This window comes from Priestia sp. TRM10 (assembly GCF_057808375.1).
Genome location: NZ_JBJZOT010000015.1, coordinates 217,958 through 232,583 on the forward strand (window position 1 = coordinate 217,958; position 14,626 = coordinate 232,583).

Annotated in this window: 12 protein-coding genes; 2 read left to right on the forward strand and 10 right to left on the reverse strand. The window is 36.7% G+C overall.

Annotated features, from left to right (window positions below):
• Positions 1–23 precede the first annotated feature (23 nt).
• Genes ACK3CR_RS17920 through ACK3CR_RS17935 form a run of 4 tightly spaced genes read right to left on the reverse strand, consistent with a single transcriptional unit; the run spans position 24 to position 3,836 of the window.
• On the reverse strand, positions 24–530 hold the full coding sequence (locus ACK3CR_RS17920; protein ID WP_243519130.1) for an RNA polymerase sigma factor: 507 nt from the start codon (positions 528–530) through the stop codon (positions 24–26).
• Positions 531–558: 28 nt separating this feature from the next.
• Positions 559–2,580 (reverse strand): DUF6449 domain-containing protein, encoded by a 2,022-nt coding sequence (locus tag ACK3CR_RS17925; RefSeq protein ID WP_488975890.1) that lies wholly within the window; start codon positions 2,578–2,580, stop codon positions 559–561.
• Positions 2,555–3,454: an ABC transporter ATP-binding protein gene (locus ACK3CR_RS17930; RefSeq protein ID WP_410914378.1), complete on the reverse strand. Its 900-nt coding sequence runs from the start codon at positions 3,452–3,454 to the stop codon at positions 2,555–2,557. The genes ACK3CR_RS17925 and ACK3CR_RS17930 overlap by 26 nt, the downstream gene beginning before the upstream one ends.
• Positions 3,447–3,836 carry a GntR family transcriptional regulator gene (locus ACK3CR_RS17935; RefSeq protein ID WP_019392308.1) on the reverse strand — a complete coding sequence of 130 codons (390 nt, stop codon included), beginning with the start codon at positions 3,834–3,836 and terminating at the stop codon, positions 3,447–3,449. The genes ACK3CR_RS17930 and ACK3CR_RS17935 overlap by 8 nt, the downstream gene beginning before the upstream one ends.
• Before the next feature lie 176 nt (positions 3,837–4,012).
• On the opposite strand from ACK3CR_RS17935, the gene ACK3CR_RS17940 reads away from it, so the two are divergent.
• Positions 4,013–4,387 (forward strand): PH domain-containing protein, encoded by a 375-nt coding sequence (locus tag ACK3CR_RS17940; protein ID WP_488975891.1) that lies wholly within the window; start codon positions 4,013–4,015, stop codon positions 4,385–4,387.
• A 31-nt stretch (positions 4,388–4,418) separates the two neighbouring features.
• On the opposite strand, the gene ACK3CR_RS17945 is transcribed toward ACK3CR_RS17940, so the two are convergent.
• The 5 genes from ACK3CR_RS17945 to ACK3CR_RS17965 form a co-directional block, all read right to left on the reverse strand.
• Positions 4,419–4,712: a hypothetical protein gene (locus tag ACK3CR_RS17945; RefSeq protein WP_243519123.1), complete on the reverse strand. Its 294-nt coding sequence runs from the start codon at positions 4,710–4,712 to the stop codon at positions 4,419–4,421.
• A 131-nt stretch (positions 4,713–4,843) separates the two neighbouring features.
• Positions 4,844–5,104: a hypothetical protein gene (locus ACK3CR_RS17950; protein ID WP_142673089.1), complete on the reverse strand. Its 261-nt coding sequence runs from the start codon at positions 5,102–5,104 to the stop codon at positions 4,844–4,846.
• Between the two features lie 122 nt (positions 5,105–5,226).
• Positions 5,227–5,922, reverse strand: coding sequence for a metallophosphoesterase family protein (locus ACK3CR_RS17955; RefSeq protein WP_243519121.1), 696 nt, complete (start codon positions 5,920–5,922; stop codon positions 5,227–5,229).
• 89 nt (positions 5,923–6,011) lie between these two features.
• Positions 6,012–8,702: a YhgE/Pip domain-containing protein gene (locus tag ACK3CR_RS17960; RefSeq protein WP_488975892.1), complete on the reverse strand. Its 2,691-nt coding sequence runs from the start codon at positions 8,700–8,702 to the stop codon at positions 6,012–6,014.
• 252 nt (positions 8,703–8,954) lie between these two features.
• Positions 8,955–11,033: a DNA topoisomerase III gene (locus tag ACK3CR_RS17965; protein ID WP_243519119.1), complete on the reverse strand. Its 2,079-nt coding sequence runs from the start codon at positions 11,031–11,033 to the stop codon at positions 8,955–8,957.
• Between the two features lie 169 nt (positions 11,034–11,202).
• Between ACK3CR_RS17965 and ACK3CR_RS17970 the strand changes: the two genes are divergently transcribed.
• Positions 11,203–12,471 (forward strand): S1 family peptidase, encoded by a 1,269-nt coding sequence (locus ACK3CR_RS17970; RefSeq protein WP_243519118.1) that lies wholly within the window; start codon positions 11,203–11,205, stop codon positions 12,469–12,471.
• Between the two features lie 31 nt (positions 12,472–12,502).
• On the opposite strand, the gene ggt is transcribed toward ACK3CR_RS17970, so the two are convergent.
• Positions 12,503–14,254 (reverse strand): gamma-glutamyltransferase, encoded by a 1,752-nt coding sequence (gene ggt / locus ACK3CR_RS17975; RefSeq protein WP_430237095.1) that lies wholly within the window; start codon positions 14,252–14,254, stop codon positions 12,503–12,505.
• Between the last annotated feature and the right edge of the window lie 372 nt (positions 14,255–14,626).

A 14,626-nucleotide genomic window follows, 5' to 3' on the forward strand; every position in this document is an offset into this window, starting at 1 on the left:
CCATTTTATTGGAGAGCTTTTCCTTACTGAGATTCTTTTGTACTTCGCAATTTCTTTAATGCCCTGCATAACGTTACTTTCACTTTGCTTTTCGGCCATGAAAGCAACGCAGAAGTTTCATCAAGGGAAAGCCCTTGAATCTTACGCATCGTAACGACCGATTTATAAGAAGGTTTTAGCATATTTACCGCTTGAACCAGTTCTTTTGATGCTTCTCTTATTGAAACAACTTCTTCCGTTGAAGGAGCTGGAAAATAGCTAAACTTCATGTTTGCTTCTGTTTTATCTTTTGTTGTTTCTCTTCTTAAAAAGTCAATGGCTAAATTATGAGCAACTCTATAGAGCCATTTCTGTGGTTTTTTAACGGCTTCAAGTGATTCAATATGCTGAAAAGCTTTGACAAACGTCTCTTGAATAATATCTTCTGCTTGATAAGCATCTTTTACAATGGTGCGTACATATCGGCATAAATCATGGCGATATTGCTCATACCAAGCTGTCATAAGCTGTGACGGTGTAGAATGTGTCACGACTCCTCTCCTCTCTTATTCTCTTTTTCTAGTTTAGTTGCTTTTTAATGTCATTTGGTAAGTCTTCATATTGAACATTTACTTCATAATTAGAATGTCCATTTTTTGATACGAAGTTTATGCTATATTCATAACCTTTATCAGAGCTTAATTTAATAAGCTGATTAATTTTATCTTTATCTGTAATTTCCTCTGTTGAAGCAATTTCTTCATAAGTTCCATTAATGTTATATTTCTTCACAATCACATAATCAAACTCATCTGCTTTTGGAACAACTTTATCATAGAGATGATGTGCTTTGAGCCATTTTATAGTTTTCGTAAATGTAAGAGGAATCTGATCCGTTTGCATACGATCTTTTCCAGTTATAAATTCTGCATTAATTAACATCCCTTTTCCTCTTATAATATCTTCATATGTTTGTGCCCTTGCATCTTGTTTCATAAGACTTAGCAATTCTTTAACATTATTTGAATCAGCAATTACTTCTTGCTTCTCCATAAAACCTATCCCGTTTGTTAGAATAATTTGCTGAACTGCATTTTCTTCCAAACTTAAAATAGGATAAAGGTTTTCTCTATATTCGTCAGATTCTACAATTGGTTTGTATACATTATCATATTTATTATTTGGTAAACTATATTGACGCATAACGTGACTTCCATCTTTTAGCTCATAAACGAAAATCACCATATTATCCCGACTGTTATGCAGCGATTGCAGCTTTTCTTTATCATTTACGATAGACTTATGAAGCGTAATCACATTGTTAATATCATTTTCACTTGTAAAGAATTTCTTCTTATAGTACCTTCTTGCTTCAGCTTCAGAATTAAATTCGCCGTCCTTAATCGATTCTTTAATATATCTGTTAAACTCATTATCATTAGCTAAAAGTGTTTCTATATCAGCATATTCTGAGCTTACATAAACACGTTTAACTTCACTGTTTGCCGGTACATGATTCTCATACCCAAACACATCCGAATTAAGTGTAAACATTATAATAAAAGCAGCAATGGCAAACCCGATATATTCTTTCCATTTCGAAAAGATACGCCATGTTTTTTCTAAAATCATAGTTCCAATACTATACCCGATGAAAGAACCTACAATAAGCCCTACAATAAGCCATTTTATATCTTCCTGATTGCTCCAAAAGTAAACTCCACCTACTAACATAAAACAAGTAGTGACCCCATATTTGAATACAGGTCGAAGTGGCCTCACAACAATGGCCTGTGTAGCTGCTTCCGTCTTTCTATGTCTGTATATAAGCAGGGCAACAATGTAGAAGAAAGCCGTTAATAAAATATAAACAAGCCATTCTAATAAAGAAAGCGAACCATCTGTTATATTCTCCATACGCTCTATAGGAAAAATCTTAGAAGAGTATCCACTCTGTACGAGTTCGGAAGAAAATCCGAAAAGAAATAAATCCTCATACTGTAAGATAATCATAAAAATCCCAGTTGGCAGTATAAACATAATATAAGTTAGTGCTCCCTGAAGAAGAGACATTCCTGTGAACATGGCAACAAACGTGCTACCTGCAAATACAAATAAGTTAAATAGGAGCAAAGTAACAAACCAAAGTGATAGACTTTTAAAAGAATAGGCTGTTCCTAAATCATATCCTTGTCCAACCCCAAACATAATAAAAGTATCTATTACTAGTGGCAAGAGTAATAGTAAACTACCTGTTAGCATTCGCTGATGAAATAGAGTACTTCTCTTCATTGGTAAACTGTGAATATAATTGGCTGCCATTTTTGTATGAAGATAACGAAATAAAAAGATAGACAACACAACAGGAACAGTAAAAGTTAATAAAACGTGAGCACTATCCAACTCAAAGAAGTTTATCACTCGACTTTGCATATAGGATTGAGGCTCTAGGACAGATTTACGATAATCTTCAACGTTAAGTAAAGTTTGCAACGGCCCAACCGCTAAAAGCAACAGAAAATATACAATCCCAATCCATCCAACACTTCGTAAATCTTGAACAAAAAGCCCTTTATTAAACAAGGAGGTTTTCTGCCGCATATCCAACACCTCCCATTTCATAAATAAAGATCTCTTCAAGTGTCAACGGTAGAATATCAAAAATAGCAGGACTATATTCTTTGATTAACGAAGAAATGCGCTCTTCTTTTCCTTTTACAATACAAAGTAGAACGCTTCCTCGTTTTTCTTCATATAAAAGATTAAGCTTTTCTAACAGTGCTTGTGGAATATCACCTTTAAAAGCAAGCTGAACTTTGTGAACGTCTGATTTTAAATCATCCAGGTCTTTTTCAAACAAAAGTTCTCCTTTATGTAAGATTCCAATATGATCACAAAGATCCTCAACCTCCTGTAAATTATGAGAGGAAATTAAAATTGTCATGTCTCTTTCCGCAACATCTTCAATAAGAAGATTCTTTACTTTCTGTCTCATCACCGCATCTAACCCATCTAGCGGTTCATCCATAAGCAAAATATCGGGCATTGCGGAAAGCGTGAGCCAGAACGCAACTTGACGCTGCATTCCTTTTGATAACCGCTGAATTTTCTTCTTAGGTGAAATGTTAAATACGTGATAGAGTTTTTGAAATCGCTCTTCGTTCCATGCTGTATACGTATCCCGATAAAAGTTAGCAGCTTGGCGAATCGTTGTTTGCGGAAAGAAATAAAGAACGTCCGGAATGAAAATAAGCTTTTGCTTTAATTCAACGTTTTCGAATACAGGGTGATTATCCACTGTCACAATGCCGCTGTCTTCTTTATAAATTCCTGCTAAAATCTTCATAAGGGTGGTTTTTCCCGCGCCGTTCGAACCAAGCAAACCATAAATAGAACCTTTTTCAATCGTTCCACTTACACCTTGAACGGCCTCAACGCTCTCAAATTCCTTTTTTACGTTCTCAAACTTAATCACGTATCTCTCCCCCCTTCACCGTTTTCTCTGCTTCTTCAATCAACCGCACAATTTCTTCTTTATCAAGCCCAAGATACAAGGCTTCTGAAAGTATTTTCACTAAATCACTTTTCACTTTTTCCACCTTCTCATTGTTTGTTGTAATAGCTTGTGGAACAACAAAACTCCCTTTACCTGGAATAGAATAAATATATCCTTGATGTTCAAGCTCTCGATATGCTTTTTGGATTGTATTCGGATTTACCGTTAGTTCTTTTGATAAAAATCGAACAGACGGAAGTTTTTCATCTGCTTTAAATACTTCATGAATAATTAGCTCTTTTAATTTCTCAACAAGCTGTTCGTAAATAGGCTTACGGCTGCGTAGATCTAATGAGATCATCTCTTTCCTCCTTCCGCTGCCCTTTATTTTATGTATTAACTGTATTAACAGTTGTACTACAGTTAGTATTATATAAATACCGTAAGAAATTTGCAATAAAAATTTTAAAAGTTCATTTAGAAATATGAAACCAATTACTCCTTTCAACCGTATACATTAGAAAAGGAGTGATTGATTTGAGTCTTTTTAATGGATTGATGGGAAATGCAACAGAAGCAAACAAAGAGGAAATAAAGAAAGAACTTAGTCGACTTTTAATGACTGGAGAAGAAATCGGTGCTTCTTACAAACTAGTTCGAGATCTTATTGTTTTTACAAACAAACGACTGATTCTTGTTGATAAACAAGGCGTTACAGGAAAGAAAATAGAATATCTTTCCCTTCCTTATAAAAGCATTACACATTTTAGCGTTGAAACAGCAGGAACGTTTGATTTAGATGCTGAGCTAAAAATTTATGTATCAGGAAGAGCAACACCTATTGCTAAACAATTTAGAAAATACAACAGCATTTTTGACATTCAAAAAACGCTTTCTGAACTTGTAATATAAAAGCAAGCAGTACTACAGCTGCCTGCTTTTTTTATCGTTTTTTCCCCTTTAATTTCCCTACGAATGTTCGAGCAAACTTAACTTCATTTTTCACACTTTGACGTTGTTTTCTCATTACCTCTTGCTTATTTTCCTCTATCTTTCCGCGAAGACCTAATGAATCTAAATCTTTCACCATTCTTGAAAACTGCTCGCTGTTAATTCGATCTGTGGCATGTAAGAAACAGGCTAGTGCATACGCAAGCGGAGATGTATCAAATTGCACTGTTACATCAACATCTGCATTACCACTAGAGTGTATTGATGCACCTGACGACTGCTCCATAACTTTTCTCTCCTTCTTTTCCACTTTGTACTAGGTTATGTACGTTTGTCTTGTTTTGCTTAGACAAAATCACTAGCTCTTCTAAAAAACGCAAAAAAAAGCGAGGTTTTTCTCGCTTTCTTTTATGGTATTCACTCTTCATCATTGTTGTTTGAATTTGCTCTTGAGCGCACGCGTGCTCTTGACTCGCCATCTACATCGATATCTAACGTTAGCTCAACGTTAGAGTTTCCACTGTCATATACATTAGCTGTTGCTCTGTTTCCATTTCGATTTCTTCCTCCGATATCATCAAAATCGTTAATGTCGTCAACTCCGCCTACTTGGTCTTGATCTTGGTCTCGGTCACAGCCTTCTACTGCTCTAATTCTTCCTCGGAATCTTCTTGGCATTTCTATCAGCTCCTATCTCCTTGTTACTGAAAGTATATGTACATTTATACTTTCATGATTAGACAGAAATACTAGTTTTGTGTAAATAAAAAAAACCTGCTATCTAAAGCAGGCTTTTGGATTCAATTCATCTGATGTGCAAGATCTTTAATGTTCTCCATCGCAACTCTATCTTCCCCGAAGTGATAACTGTAGACTACTTTTTGCTCTAGCTCAATAAGACCGAGTCGGCCATTTTTCATAACGCTTGCTCCAAGATCAATATTTAACCTTGCACCATCACAAATGGCAAAACATGTTGGTGTATGACCATGGATAAGAATTTTTCCATTAAACCGTGCTAAAAAAAGCTGAGGATTCAATGTGTAAAGCTCTTTCTTTTTAAGCCAAAGGTTGCTGCGCTTGTTTCGATCTTCTAAAGATAACATCCCAGCATGTGCATAGATAAATTGGTTATCTTCCATATAAAGCGGCAACGACTTCACCCATTCTACTGCTTGTGTGACACCTTCTTCTTTGAATACATCATTAATGTCTGCTGCAGACTCTTTTCCTCCGAAATGAGCCCACATGTCGCTTTTTTGATCTAAATACCACAGCATCATTTCTTCATGATTGCCAATTGTAGCATAAACATTTTCATATGTTTCGTGAAGCTGTTTGATTTCTCTTAACACCTCACCGCTCTGTGGGCCTCTGTTAATCATGTCGCCCATCACAACAAGCTGATCTTTCAATGGATCAAACTTAGCGAATTGAAATAGTTTCATCATCCCATCATAATTTCCGTGTATATCGCTTATCACAAATTTTCTCATGTGCTAAACCCTCTTTGTTTTTAAATATCCTTTACTAATTTAACATACTTTAGTAATAAACAAAAAGGGGAACATAATGCTCCCCTTTTTTAATGAATGATTTTGCTTTCTTTCGCTTTCTTCGCTACGTTTACAGCCCAACCTGATAACGGTTTTTTTAGAAGGAAGGCAAGTAAAATAGCTATGAAAAGGAACAAGGCAAGTAATAGAATATCATGAATCATTATATCTCGCACAATTCCACCTGTTGTTTCACGCAGCAAACCAATAGCATACGTAAAAGGTAAAAATGGATTAATTGCTTGGAAAAATGGCGGCGTTGTTTGAATAGGGAACGTCCCCCCAGAGCCTGAAATTTGTAGCACAAGCAAAATAATCGCAAACGCTTTGCCGATGTTTCCAAATACAGAAACGAATGTGTAAATAATCGTCAGGAAAACCATACTGATAAAAATTGCCGATAAGACAAAGGCCGTTGGTTCTGCTACATATGACCCTAATATAAATAAGTCCCCAAGTGTAACAATGAGCGCTTGAAAGAATCCAATTGTTAAAAAGGTGAGAAGACGTCCGAAGTAAATATGCATTCCTTTTGTTCCTTCTTGAACATCTTCTACATCAACTCGGAGTAATGAAATAAGGAGAAGTCCTCCTACCCATAAGCAAAGAGCTGTATAAAATGGCGTCATAGCTGATCCGTAGTTTGGAATTGGAAACTGTTTATCTTCTTTTAATTGAACAGGACTTGTAAAAAAGTCACTTTCTTTTTGAACATCATTTTTTAAGAGCTCAATGATATCTCCTAGATCATTTTCGCCTTCAAAATCTCGAATTTTGTCTGCAGCATTTTTAACAGAGTCTTCAAGGTCTGGCAAGTCATCACGAACAAGATTTGCTACTTTGTGAACTGTCTCTTCTACTTCTGGAAGTTTTGTTTGAACAAGATCTGCTGCCTTTTGGATTTCTTTCTCTGCTTCAGGCAAATCATTGTTCACAAAATCTGCTGCTTTATGAATTTGAGCCTCAACAGCTGGAAAGTCATTTTGTACAAATGCAGCTCCGCTGTTTACGGCGTTTGTAAAGTCATCCATTTTACTAGAAATAGTTGTTGCTGCTTCATGAATACGGTCGCGGATAGTTGGTAACCGCTCCTGTAAACTTGTGAGTTCTTGTTGTCCATATTGAAGACCACTTGAAGCATCATTTAACACACCTTTAATGTCTGGGAGCTTTTCTTTTGCTGTTTGTACAGCATTATTTGCGTTTTTTGCGTTTTCTGTAAGCTTATCTAACCCACTATTAACAGCTGGAACGATAGAAGAGTCATAGTTTGTCAACACATTAGATAGTGTGTTGTTTGCATCTGTTGCAAGTGTATTTAAGCGATCTAGCGCTTCACTTGAAGGCTGCTCACCTCTTTTTAAAGCATTTTCAATGTTTACAACCGCTTCACGCTGATTAGTAAAACTATCTTTTACGTTATTTACCCTGTTAATGACTCCTGCTAGAGCATTATTTCCCGTGTATTCATTTAGCTTTGTAAGTAAATCAACTGTACGATCTGCCGCATCAATGCCTGAAGACAAACGTGTTTCTAAAGCACTTAGCGTTTCAATATATGTTGCTCTATTTTCATCATTAACGTTTTTTAATTCCTCTGTGACACCTGCAACATCTTTTGCCGTTTGATTAAGAAGGACAAGATTTTGTTTTATAACAGGAGCTACTTCGTTAAACGCTCCTTCATTTTTTTCTAAAAATTCATTTAGTCCTTGTGAAAATTCGCTTCCTTTATTAGCAATGTTCTCAATAGTCGGAAGGGTAGACTGTGCTTTTGTGACAATTTCATTTGCTTTTTTAGCATCTTCTAGCGCTTTATTTAACCCTTCTTCAATTTTATAAAAGTTTTGGTCAATCTCTACAACTCGATCTCCCGCACTTTTAATTTCAGGAAGTTTCTTTTGAAGCTCTATAATCTCATTTCCTGCTTCCTTAACTTTTGGAAGCTCTTTTTCAATTTTTAAAACACTTTGCCCTGCTGCTTGAATTTCAGGAAGCTTTTCTTCAAGCTCCACAACTTTTTGTCCTTGTTCACGAATTTCAGGAAGTTTCTGCTCAATTTCAAGCGCTTTGTTCCCCATATCTTCAATTTCAGGAAGCTTTTCCTCTAGTGCAAATACACGATTTTCAAAGTTTCGAATTGTTGGAAGTTCTTGCTCAAGTTCAATTCCTATTCGATTAAACTCTTCAAACATTGATTTCGTTGCTGTCTTAACAAACTTTTCACTCACTTGTTCTGTGACGTTTGAGGCACCTTTTGATGTAATCTTTGGAGCCACAGCATTAATTTTTTCGTTCACACTATAATAAATTTGTGGTTTCTGAGGATTTTCTTCGAGAACTGTTCCAATTTTTTTGGAAAAATCTTTTGGAATAACAAGGCTTGCGTAGTAATCCCCATGTCTCACACCGCGTTGTGCTTCCTTCTCACTTACAAACTTCCAACCTAAGTCTTTATTCTCTTTAAGAGACTTTACTACTTCTTCTCCGACGTCTATCTTTTTGTTAATTTTTCCCTTGTGAATGAATGTTCCTTCATCTTTGTTCACAACAGCAATCTCAATATCTTTTGTATTGGAATACGGATCCCATGATGCTTTAATATTAAACCATGCATAGAGGGATGGAAGAATCATAAGCCCTACAACTAAAAAAAGAGCCATTGGAACTTTAAAAATGCGAACCCAGTCATTTCGATAAATTTGAAAAATATGCTTCATATACCTCTCACCTAACTCGTTTAATGTCTTGTTGCTGTTAAGGAAATAAAATGCATGTTCAATTTACTTCTTTTTGTAAAATATTATTTCCCTAAACTTTACGGAATAACTATATCTTTCTTAGGGTAAAGTGCGCTGGAAAAATTGTCAACATTTTTATATGCTCTTTTTCTTTTTAGAAGTTCTTTCTATTTTGCACCATTTCTTTTAAAAATATTAATATCCCGCAGAAAAATTTCTACGGGATATTTGCTAATCTTTCTTCTGTAATGCTTGTTTTAATGCATCTCCTAAGCTTGAACCGAATGAACCATCATCACTATATTTCTTAAGTAAGTTTCTTTCTTCTCGTTTTGATACTTTCTTCTTTTTATCCTGCGCTTTTTCAGTAATTTGACAGGGACGACATTGAAAGTACGTGCCTGCTTTGCCATTATGAATCTCCATTTTCTTATGACATTGTGGGCAGCGACGATTTGAGAGCTTCGGATCTTTTGCTCTACGGTAAGAACATTCATGACTTGAACAAACGAGCATTCGTCCATTTTTCCCCTTGCGTTCCCGAAGCAACTCTCCACATTCTGGACATTTTGACCCTGTTAAATTATGAGGTCTGTACGTTTTTTCACTTTTTTTCACGTCACTTACGATCTTTTCTGTTTGCATTCTAATATTAGCCATAAACGTTTTGGCGTTTCCTTTTCCTCTTGCAATATTTTCAAGTTCTTGTTCCCATTTTGCCGTAAGTTCTGGTGACTTTAATTCTTCTGCGACTAGGTCAATAAGCTGCTTTCCTTTTTTAGTTGGGTAGAGACGATGATTTGTTCTTTCAATAGATTCTGCGCTAAGCAGTTTTTCAATAATATCAGCTCGAGTTGCTGGTGTTCCAAGATTATGTTTTTCCATTTGAGCTAATAAGTCTGCTTCTGAAAAACGTTGTGGTGGTTCTGTTAGACCTGTTTTAAGATCTATGTTTTGTACAGTAAGCTCTTGATTTTCTTTTAAAAGCGGAAGAGCTTGGTCATTGTCCCCTCCACCAAATAGGCCTTTGAATCCTTGTTCAATCGTGCGTTTTCCATGTGCAACAAATCGTTCTTCATTAATATCAAGCTCAATTGTCATCTTTTCATATTCATAAGCAGGGTAAAAAAGCTCAATAAAACGTTTTACAATAAGCTCGTAAAGCTTTCGCTCATCAGCTGATAAATCGCTTAAAAATAGGGGCTGGTCTGTAATAATAATCGCATGGTGGTCGCTTACTTTCTCATTGTTTACAACTCGTTTTGGCAATGTTGGAGTTCCCTTTAAGAGCGGGCGAACTTCTTCTTTATAAGTACCTGCAATACTTTCTAAACGATCTCGCATTGTTGCAACCATATCTGTTGTTAAATAGCGAGAATCTGTTCTAGGGTATGTAACAAGCTTATGTTGCTCATACAGCTTTTGCAATACATTAAGCGTCTTTTTCGCTGAAAATTGGAATCGCTTGTTTGCTTCACGCTGCAACTCATTTAGATCATATGGTAATGGCTGAGCTTCCGTTCCCTTTTTCTTTCGAATGCTTTTGACAACCGCTTTCGTTCCCTGAAGTTTTTTATATCTCGAGTTTGCTTCTTCTTCCTTAAAAATACGCTTGTCTTTGCTTCCTTGCCATTGTGCTTTAAATTGAGTAAACTCTGCTTCAATCGTCCAAAATGTCTGAGGTTTAAACGATTGAATCGTCTTTTCACGTTCGAATACCATTGCAAGTGTTGGAGTTTGAACACGACCGGCTGAAAGCGGCTCTTCAAATTTTGTTGTAAGTGCTCTTGAAATATTAAGGCCAATAAGCCAATCTGCTTCAGCTCTGCATAGAGCAGATTCATATAGGCGGTTAAATGCTTGCCCAGGTTGAAGATTTTTAAATCCATCTCGAATCGCTTTATCTGTTTGTGAAGAAATCCACAGACGTTTAAACGGTTTATTGAAATGAATTTTCTCCATAATCCAGCGAGCAACAAGCTCACCTTCACGACCGGCATCTGTTGCAATCACAAGTTCACCTACATCTTTTCGTTTGGCAAGTTGTGATACGTGCTGAAATTGAGCACCTGTTTTTTTCATTACTTTTAGCTTCATTTCTTTTGGCATGATTGGTAAATCTTCTAATTTCCACGTTTTATACCGATTATCGTAATCTTCAGGCGTTTTCAGCTCAACTAAATGTCCTAATGCCCATGTGACGATATATTTAGCACCTTCAATGCTTCCTTTTCCTTTTTTAGTGCAGCCAAGAACGCGTGCAATTTCACGAGCAACGCTTGGCTTTTCTGCAAGTACAAGTGTTTTCATTTTTATAACCTCCAATATCCACTTTTCATTATACTTTGTAAGTAAGAGAAACAAAACCTTTTCGTTCCTTGTGAAGAAGAATCGGTATTTCTTGCCCCTTTTCACGTTTTTTTCGTATATAATAAGAAAGGTATATATGATTCATTTTGTACATAGAAAGGACAAAAAAATGAAGAAACACACGATAACAGCTTTACTATTTTTTCTAGGTATTTTACTAATGCCACTGACAGCACAGGCGGAATCATCTTCTCCAACAAAAGACGAACTTTTTTTTCGATCTCAAAATCAAGATAACGTAGAACAGTTAATACAAGAAGTGTTTGGAAGCTATGATGCTTTTAAACACTATGGAACCGTTTATTTTGCTGATGATGGGACAATTACGCTCGGCTTTACAGAGAGAAATGAGAAAGTAAAAACATTCGAAAATAAAGTAAATGACCTTTTACGTGAAACAACTCTTGCTTACCGACCATCTCTTATGAAAGAAACGGCTCCTATTGTACATTATAAACGTGCTACTTACAGCACAAGCGATTTAGAACATGTAGAAGAACAACTTTGGAACAAAATGAGACAGCTAGGATTAGCCGAACAAAACAAAACAATGATGACTTCTATTGATACAGAGCATGAAAAAGTGATTCTTGAGGTCCATAACATGTCATCTATTGATAAGGAGAAGTTAACACAAGCACTTCCTTCAATCGTAGAAATTCAAGAAAATGCTGACCTTTCTTCCCCACGCATCCAGCTTTCCCGGGAAAGAGACTGGACGAAGCTTGGCGGAGGGATTCGCGTACATGATAGCGAAGGAAACTATTGTACAACAGCTGGAGTGGCTCAAAAAGGAAGTCGTTATTTCTTGCTTACAGCAGGTCATTGTCTAAATGGGGATAAAAGCGTCGCCTACCAAGGATCAACCGTTGTTGGTCATGATCATTCCACAGCTAACTATGCTGGCATTGATGTTGGTCTTATTTCACTTGATGCTAATACTCTTGCAAGCGGACGCTACGCAACACGCCTCTTCTATGAACATGCTGAAGATAAAAGTGACTACGATTCATTTATTACAGGTTATGCTCCTGTTTATCAAAATGCCTATGTTTGCAAATCCGGTATCACAACAGGTGTTACGTGCGGTTATGTAACGAAGAGCAGCACAACTGTAGATTTTGCAAATGACAGAGCTGGAGAGCTAAAAACAGCCTTTATTCGCGGTGAAAAAGGTTCTTTTTATTCTAGAGGGGGAGACAGCGGAGCTATTACATATGACCCCGTTACACATAAACTCTACGGAATTCATGTTGGTGGCGTTGCTAATGGCACATATGGCTGGATGACCAAAATTACGGATGTCATCGATCACTATAGTTCACCAAATGAACCATTTCTTCCATACTCAAACTCTCAAAATATCAAACTCTCGTAAAAAAACAGCAGGGAAACTCCCTGCTGTTTTTTTATTTACCTTTTACAGTGTCCACTCCAGCTGCACTACCAACTCTTGATGAATCAGCTGCACCCAGATAAAAAGAATCATAAATATCAATTGTTTGTACATTTCCAATCTCTTCTGGCTCATCATCAAATTTGTATCCTAACTTTTCAAGCTCTTTTATTGTCTCAGATGGAATTCCTTTTTCATATCTAATATTCGGATATGTCGGAGTATAAATACGTGGTTCTTCAATGGCAGCTTCTGCCGACATACCGTAGTCAATTTTATTAATCAATGTTTGAGCAACAGAAGCGATAATAGTCGGTCCTCCTGGAGATCCTACTGTCATAACAGGCTTGTGATCTTTTAGAACGATAGTCGGCGACATACTGCTCATCGGACGCTTATTTGGCTGGACTTCATTTGGCCCTCCTGGATAAGCATCAAAATCGGTCATTTCATTATTTAACATTACTCCATAGCCAGGTACCATAATTCCTGTTCCGAAAACTTGTTCAATTGTTGTTGTATAGGAAACAAGGTTTCCCCACTTATCAGCAATTGTAAAATGCGTTGTTTGCCCAATTTCTTTGTCATCTTTTTTCGGCACGTATTCTGTTTCAGGTTTTCCTCCTTGATAACTCCATGGATCTCCTGGTTTTACATTTTTATTTGCTTTCAAAAGCTCGATTTCTTTACTTCGTTTTGCTAAATAGTTTTCATTAAGCATGCCAGAAATGGGAACGTTCACAAAGTCCGTGTCACCAATATACTTATTTCGGTCTGCGAAAGCGAGATGCATTGCTTCAGCGACAAGATTGTACTTCTCTTTCGACCGTGCACCATACTGACTAATATCATAAGGCTCAAGCATTTTTAAAATTTGTAAAACCGTCAATCCTCCAGAACTTGGGGGAGGCATTGAGATAATATCATAACCGTGATATGTTCCTTTAATTGGCGTTTGTTCTTTCACTGTATAATTTCTCAAATCTTCTTCTGTCATACTTCCGCCATGATCTTTGACTGTTTTTACAATGGCTTTTCCTAATTCTCCATCATAAAGAGCTTGAGAGCCTTCTTTTCCAATTAATTGTAAGGTTTTAGCTAAATCCCTTTGTTTTAAAAGTGCTCCTTCCTTTAAAACTTGTCCATTTGGTGCATACACCCTTTTTGCTTCTTCCGACAGCTTGTCCTTACTATCTTCAATACTATCTGAAAGCGTAGTACTCACATTAAATCCATCTTTTGCAAGATTTTCAGCAGGCTTAACAAGAGCTTTCCACTTCAGTTTTCCCCATTTTTCATGTGCTTCTTCGAGTCCAAGGAGCGTACCTGGCACTCCCACAGCTTTCCCTGAGGTATGGCGTTCTTTAAATGGAACAGCTTTTCCATTTTCGTCTAGAAAAAGATCTGCTGTTGCATCACTTGGCGCTTTTTCCCGGCTGTTCATGATAGATACTTGCTTTGTTTTGCCGTCATAAACCATCATAAATCCTCCGCCACCAATGCCCGACATCATCGGCTCTGTTACATTTAAAGCAAGCTGAACGGCAACCGCTGCATCAACAGCTGTTCCACCTTTTTCAAGCACCTCTTGACCAACTCGAGTTGCATAAGGCTCTGCTGTTGCTACCATGCCTTCTTTTCCAACATCAACTTTGCTTACAGGCAGAGAAGACGTGCTTTTAGCAGATACGCTAGATAAACTGCCCCCTAGCGTAAGAGAAAAAAGAATAAAGACTGTTAAAAATTTAGATAAAGTCTTTCTCATAAAATTCCTCCTTTTGCAAACTTTTCTGACTTTTCAATTATCTCATGTTTATACCTAAAAAATGAGAGCCTTTTTCCCTAACTCCCCTGTTCTTTCCTCGACAGAAACAGTCAAAATAAGTGTTTTTCCTCTTCTTTATAAAGAAAAGCACGCCACTAAAGGCGTTCTTTTCTTCAATCTATGAGGACTATTATTCTAGAAAGCTTACGATGTCTTTACAAGTTTTTTCTCTTCAAATTGACTATTATAAATCGCTAATATTAATTCCTACATCATGTAAGTCATTTAAACTTCCGTTTAGCGTGACGCTTAACATTGGTATGAGACCCGTCATGTTGTTTTCTTCTTGTTCGTTGAGCTATTAGGACCTTT